This window comes from Microcystis sp. M49636_WE2, from assembly GCF_030065375.1.
GTDB classification, from domain to species: Bacteria; Cyanobacteriota; Cyanobacteriia; order Cyanobacteriales; family Microcystaceae; genus Microcystis; species Microcystis aeruginosa_C.
In genome coordinates, this window is record NZ_JASJFG010001004.1 from 1 (window position 1) to 5,246 (window position 5,246).

General features: G+C 46.7%; 3 protein-coding genes and 1 pseudogene. All 4 read right to left on the reverse strand.

The window, feature by feature from the left end; genetic code table 11:
- Positions 1 to 478 precede the first annotated feature (478 nt).
- Positions 479 to 1,690: a glycosyltransferase gene (locus PX484_RS23065; protein WP_288105711.1), complete on the reverse strand. Its 1,212-nt coding sequence runs from the start codon at positions 1,688 to 1,690 to the stop codon at positions 479 to 481.
- 73 nt (positions 1,691 to 1,763) lie between these two features.
- Entirely contained in the window at positions 1,764 to 4,430 is a 2,667-nt protein-coding gene (locus PX484_RS23070) for a methyl-accepting chemotaxis protein (protein WP_287767197.1), read from the reverse strand.
- A 93-nt stretch (positions 4,431 to 4,523) separates the two neighbouring features.
- On the reverse strand, positions 4,524 to 5,054 hold the full coding sequence (locus tag PX484_RS23075; RefSeq protein ID WP_004267920.1) for a chemotaxis protein CheW: 531 nt from the start codon (positions 5,052 to 5,054) through the stop codon (positions 4,524 to 4,526).
- A gap of 45 nt (positions 5,055 to 5,099) precedes the next feature.
- A pseudogene (locus PX484_RS23080) lies at positions 5,100 to 5,246 on the reverse strand (RNA-guided endonuclease TnpB family protein); the annotation flags it as partial.

The window sequence follows — 5,246 nt, forward strand, 5'->3', positions numbered from 1 at the left end:
ATATGGGAGTGGTCGGGGGGAAAATCCCTGGACTTTTTCCCTGAAAATTAGGTAATTTACCCGATGAAAATGGGTAAAACCCCACACCCCACACCCCACACCCTACACCCTGCCCCTAGGAAAAACTTTTTCAGCAGACCCCAATTACACGGCAGCAATTATCTCTTGATCATTTCTATCAAAACCCCTAAGTCTTCAGCGTCTAACTCCTCGATAATCCTATTAAGAATTAATTCGTAAAAATCCTCACAGGAGTTGAATAGACAGGGTTTTAAGTAGGTGGGTGGAATTAAATATAAGATGAACGTAGGTTGGGTTTCATGCTTCAACCCAACCTACGCATGGGTTACGCTACCGCTAACCCATCCTACAAATAATTGTGCCTCCCTACTTAGCAATCAGATGTACTGCATTTCAACTGCCTATTGAGAATTTTAGTACAGTGGCGGCTCCCAATCTTCGCGACAACGGTGAACAGTTACTGTTCAGAGTTCAATACACTTGCTCCCAGAGCTTCTAGGGTTTCTTGCAGCATTTCAGCGCGAGAGACATTACCCTGATCTTTCAATAATTGTAGGCCTTTTTGCCAAATCTCGATCGCCTCATTATAACTACCGAAAACTATATAAGCAACCCCTAGATTTTGGTAAATAGTGGGATTATCCTGGTTTAACTTGAGAGCTTTTTTATAAGCTTTAATCGATTCTGGTAGCCGATGCAGTTGTTTGAGAACCAGTCCTAAATTATAGTAACCATCGGCATAGCTAGGATCAATTTCTACGGTTTTCTCAAAGACAGATAAGGCAGTTTCGTATTTTTCTGCTTCGTATAATAACCCACCGAAATTATTATAAGCACCCAGTTTTAATTTATCTAAAATTGGCTGCTTAATCGCTTTAACAAAATGATCGCCTGATTGCTTAAATTCCTCCACTGAATAATAATAATTAGCGAGATGATAATACAACTCGTATAAAATATGCGGATTAGAGCCATGGCATTTTAAACCGTGTTTGAGCAGCTTAAAACCCTCTTTATCCCTGCCAATCTTCAGATATAACCCTCCCAATTTACTACACACATAGGGATCGTGGGGATGTTGCTGATAAAAACCCTCCATCGCTTTTCTTGCCCGTTCAAACTTATCTAAGCTGGCTATTTTATCGACGGTGTAACCGTAGTGAAAGATAGCAATTTCTGGCAGTTCAACTATTTTCCAACCAGGTTCTTTTTTTAATAAAATAGCCACATTATCATCAATAATTGAGTGATAGGGTCGGGTAAAAGTGACCTGAGGATGTCGGCGAAATAGCCGCGCAATTAGAGAATAGGGTGATTGTATGGCTCCGATTTCATGGCGGATTAAATTAATGACTAAATTTTCCTCTTTTTCCATAGCCCGACGCATTTTCGGTACGATAGCGGGATTTAATTCCTCATCGGCATCAAGAACTAAAATCCAATCACCAGTAACATATTTTAAAGCCTCATTTCTAGCATCGGAAAAATTATCCCGCCAATCGTAGCTAGGAACTATGGCACCGTAACTTTTAGCAATAGCAATCGTATCATCGGTCGAACCCGTATCCATAACGATCATCTCATCCACCACCCCTTTAACGCTGTCCAAACAGCGCCGGAGATTTTCGGCTTCATTTTTGACAATCATGCAGAGACTAAGTTTAGGCATAACTTTACTCACTCTAGCGGTCAATCTTGAGGGATAGCGGCTAATCAATAACCCACCGATTACCGCTCACCCATTATCGATCATCTTCCGAGTCTACCTTAAACCGTTCTACCGAAGAAAGCAGCCCTCGGGAGATACTAACCAATTTTTGCAAGGAAACCGCCACCCGTTGGGATTCTTGGGAAGTTTCCTGAGCGGTTAACTCCACCGACTCCATAACTTGGGCGACATTGAGAGAATTTTCCCGTTGTTTGACCGTATCGGCGGTAATCGAGCGCACCAGCGTATCGATGCGGTTAGAAACTTGGATAATATCTTCTAGGGACTTCTTGGCCTGTTCCGAGCGCTCGGTGACATCGATAACCTGTTGAATCCCTTCCTCCATCGCCGTCATTACCGAACCCGTTTCTGATTGAATCTGTACAACGATCTGTTCAATTTCCTTAAGAGATTTAGCAGCTCTATCGGCCAACTGACGCACCTCATCGGCCACAACCGCAAAACCGCGGCCCGCCTCTCCCGCTCGCGCCGCTTGAATCGAGGCATTAAGAGCCAATAAATTAGTCCGCGAGGCAATCTGAGAGACTACTGCGACAATTTTCGAGATTTCCTGGGAAGCTTCCGCCAAACGCTTGACTTTTCGCGCCGTTTCTGATACAGTGTCGCGGATTTGCAGAATTCCCGCCACGGTTCTTTCCACGGAATCACCCCCCTTCAGGGCGGTAATCGAGGAAGTGCGGGCAACTTCTTCGGCTTCTCTGGCGTTTTCTGCCACCCGTTGAATTGAGTCGGTCATCATCTGTACCGAATTAAGGGTGACGGCCAATTCCTCCGCCATCCGCAGGGCATCGCTAGACTGATTGCGGGCGAAAGATTCACTATTGGTACTGGATTGATTCACCTGTTTTGCCGCTTTTTTCACCTGTCGGACAATTTCGCGCAGGTTTTGGATAGTCAAATTAAAAGCATCGGCCACCGCCCCTAAAAGATCGGCGCTCACCTCCGCTTCCACGGTCAGATCCCCCCTAGCCGCTCCTTCCACATCATCGAGAAGTTGAATCACTTGCCGTTGTAGGTCTTCCTGTCCCCTTTCCGTTTCGGCGGCGCGGCGTTGGGCCTCCGTGGTGGTAGTTACCACCACCTGGGCCATCTGATTGAAACGATTGGCCAATTGACCGAATTCATCTTCCGAGTAGATCGTCGCTTTAGCGTTAAAATTACCTTCCGAGAGATGAGCGAATTGGCTTTGCAGATCGTTGAGACTCCGCTTAATCTGACTAATGAGCAACTGTAAACCTAGCCAAGTTAGGGCAAAAGCTCCCAGTCCAGTTAATAACATCTCGGTTAGTACCGGTTGACTGAAAGGGGAAAGGCTGGCTGGGGCTGGTTTCGGGGCAACTTTTTCGGTTTTTTCCTTGCTATTCGGGCCCGGTTTGGCAGCCGATAGAGAAAATAGCCAAGAGGTGGTACTAACGGCAAAAATTAAGATTACAGGGGTAATACCCGCTAAAGCCGCTAGGATTAGTTGTTTTTTGCCTAAAGAAGCATTGACAAAAAAGGCTAATTTGCCCGGATTGACTTCCACCACTGGCTTGAGCAGGCGCTCGGAAACAGGGCCAAGATGACTATCTTTTTTGTCATCGGGGATTTTTAGACGAGAAGGATTAAAACTAGGCTCTCCCACAGCAGAACTGGCATTAAGGCGCGCACTGGGTTCGGGGACAAAACCAGCAGTTACAGTTTCCTCTCCCGAACGGGTAAATAGCTCCGATTCCCCCAGTTCTTCGGCTATATCCGTCAGATCCAGTTGGGAAAAACCGCCTAAATCCTCATCCTCATTATTGAGTTTTGGTTGCCTAAAATCTCCGGTTTCTTCCTCCTCGTAGCTTTTTTGAGTGACTATGCCCTGATTAAGGTCAGTTTTCGCCGCTTGTCGGTCGGTTGGGTCCGTATCAGTGACAAAAGTGCTTGTTTCTGGGGTATCGGGATAGGATAACCCCTGATCTCTCCCAGTGAAGGGATTTTCCCACCAGTCAGAGGAAGCCGTAAAAGTGGTTTCTCTCGTTGACCCTAACCCACCGCCCCACCCTTCCTGCAGCGTGTCAATCTCCTCTGCTTCTAAAAAGGGGAAAGGGGGTTCTCCATCCGGAGAATCGCCGGACAAATGGGAACCGTGAGAGCCTGAATCGGCCGGGATAAGGGAACTAAAGGCGGTTTCCTCCGATTCCCCAAAATCATCTCCATAGGAATCGACTGTACCCGCCGTAGGCTCCCCGATATCCTCGTCATTGAAAAGACCACTATCCCAGTCGATTGCATCATTTTGCCCGGGATCAGCCGCTTGCGACCGCCCAGACAAAGAATTGCTGAAACCTTGACTGGGATCGAAAGCTGCCTCGCTGTAGGCAATGCTTTCCGCAGCAGCGATCATAAAATCTCCATCCTCGGCTTCAAAACGCAATTGCTGAATCTGATCGAGACCCCGTCGAGCATAATCTACCAGATCAAAGAAATTGGGAGAATTTTTAGCCAATTCCAGCACTTTTTCGTAACGTTCCTCGGCCAAGCTGTATTGTTGTAGTCCTAAATAAATGTGTCCCTGTAAAAGCAGGACGTTGGGATCATCGGGATACTTGCCGATCATGTCTTTGACAATGACGGCGGCATCCTCAAGGTTGCCCTGGCAATAGGCGGTGTTAGCCTTTCCATAGAGTTTCGCATATTCTTTCCCTGACGGCATTTGCCCCTCCCCTAGTAAAGATAAAGTGATCAAGTAGTTAGTAGTTTCAAGAAATAATTGCTATAAATGCTATTCTGCTATTTTTTTGAGGTTTTAAGCCGCCCAACGGGCAGAACGGAGTATGGCCAGATGATCGAGTAGTCTTAAGGTTTTTTTTGATTCTTGGCCCAGAATCCACTCTCCCTGCACATAGGGGGCGATCTGATCGGGAATACTGACGGCACTACCTAGTTTATCTGGGTCGAGCCATTCCATATCTCCCAAACGTTGCACCGCTAAACCGAGGATCTTTTCCTGTTCTTCGATCACAATTACGGGAATTTCGGATCGATCGGTATTTAAGCGGCTATTATCCCCCAAAAATTGACCGAGATCCGCCACCCAGATCACTTGACCCCGGAGATTGATCGCACCGAGGAGCAAGGGTGAAGCATTGGGAATTGGGGTAATGCGATCGAGTGGTTGCTGTATTACCTCGCAAATGCCCACAGCACTAAGGGCAAACTCGTCCTGAGAGGGTAGATAAAATCGTAAGTGCAGTTCACCGACGGGAGTTTGTAATTCCTGAGTGTCGGGGGCGATATTTTGAGCGTCACCAGCAAAGAAATCGGCGTCGTTAAGCATTTGTTTGGTTCTCTTGCAACTAATAGTTCGTTGACGCTCCCCGCTCTAAAGAGACGGGGATTCTTCGTTCATTGAGTCTCCGTTAGCAAGCAGGATTTCTCCAACCAACCAAGAGGGAATCTCTCCCGAAGCGTTTAAAGTTTGCGTGCGCCCCACGCTACTTAATCCCTTTTGCAAGATGTTTAAAGCGGC

Bases quoted from the DNA above. Each gene is read 5' to 3' on its own strand.
- PX484_RS23065 (WP_288105711.1), bottom strand. From the start codon at position 1,690: ATGCCTAAACTTAGTCTCTGCATGATTGTCAAAAATGAAGCCGAAAAT.
- PX484_RS23070 (WP_287767197.1), bottom strand. From the start codon at position 4,430: ATGCCGTCAGGGAAAGAATATGCGAAACTCTATGGAAAGGCTAACACC.
- PX484_RS23075 (WP_004267920.1), bottom strand. From the start codon at position 5,054: ATGCTTAACGACGCCGATTTCTTTGCTGGTGACGCTCAAAATATCGCC.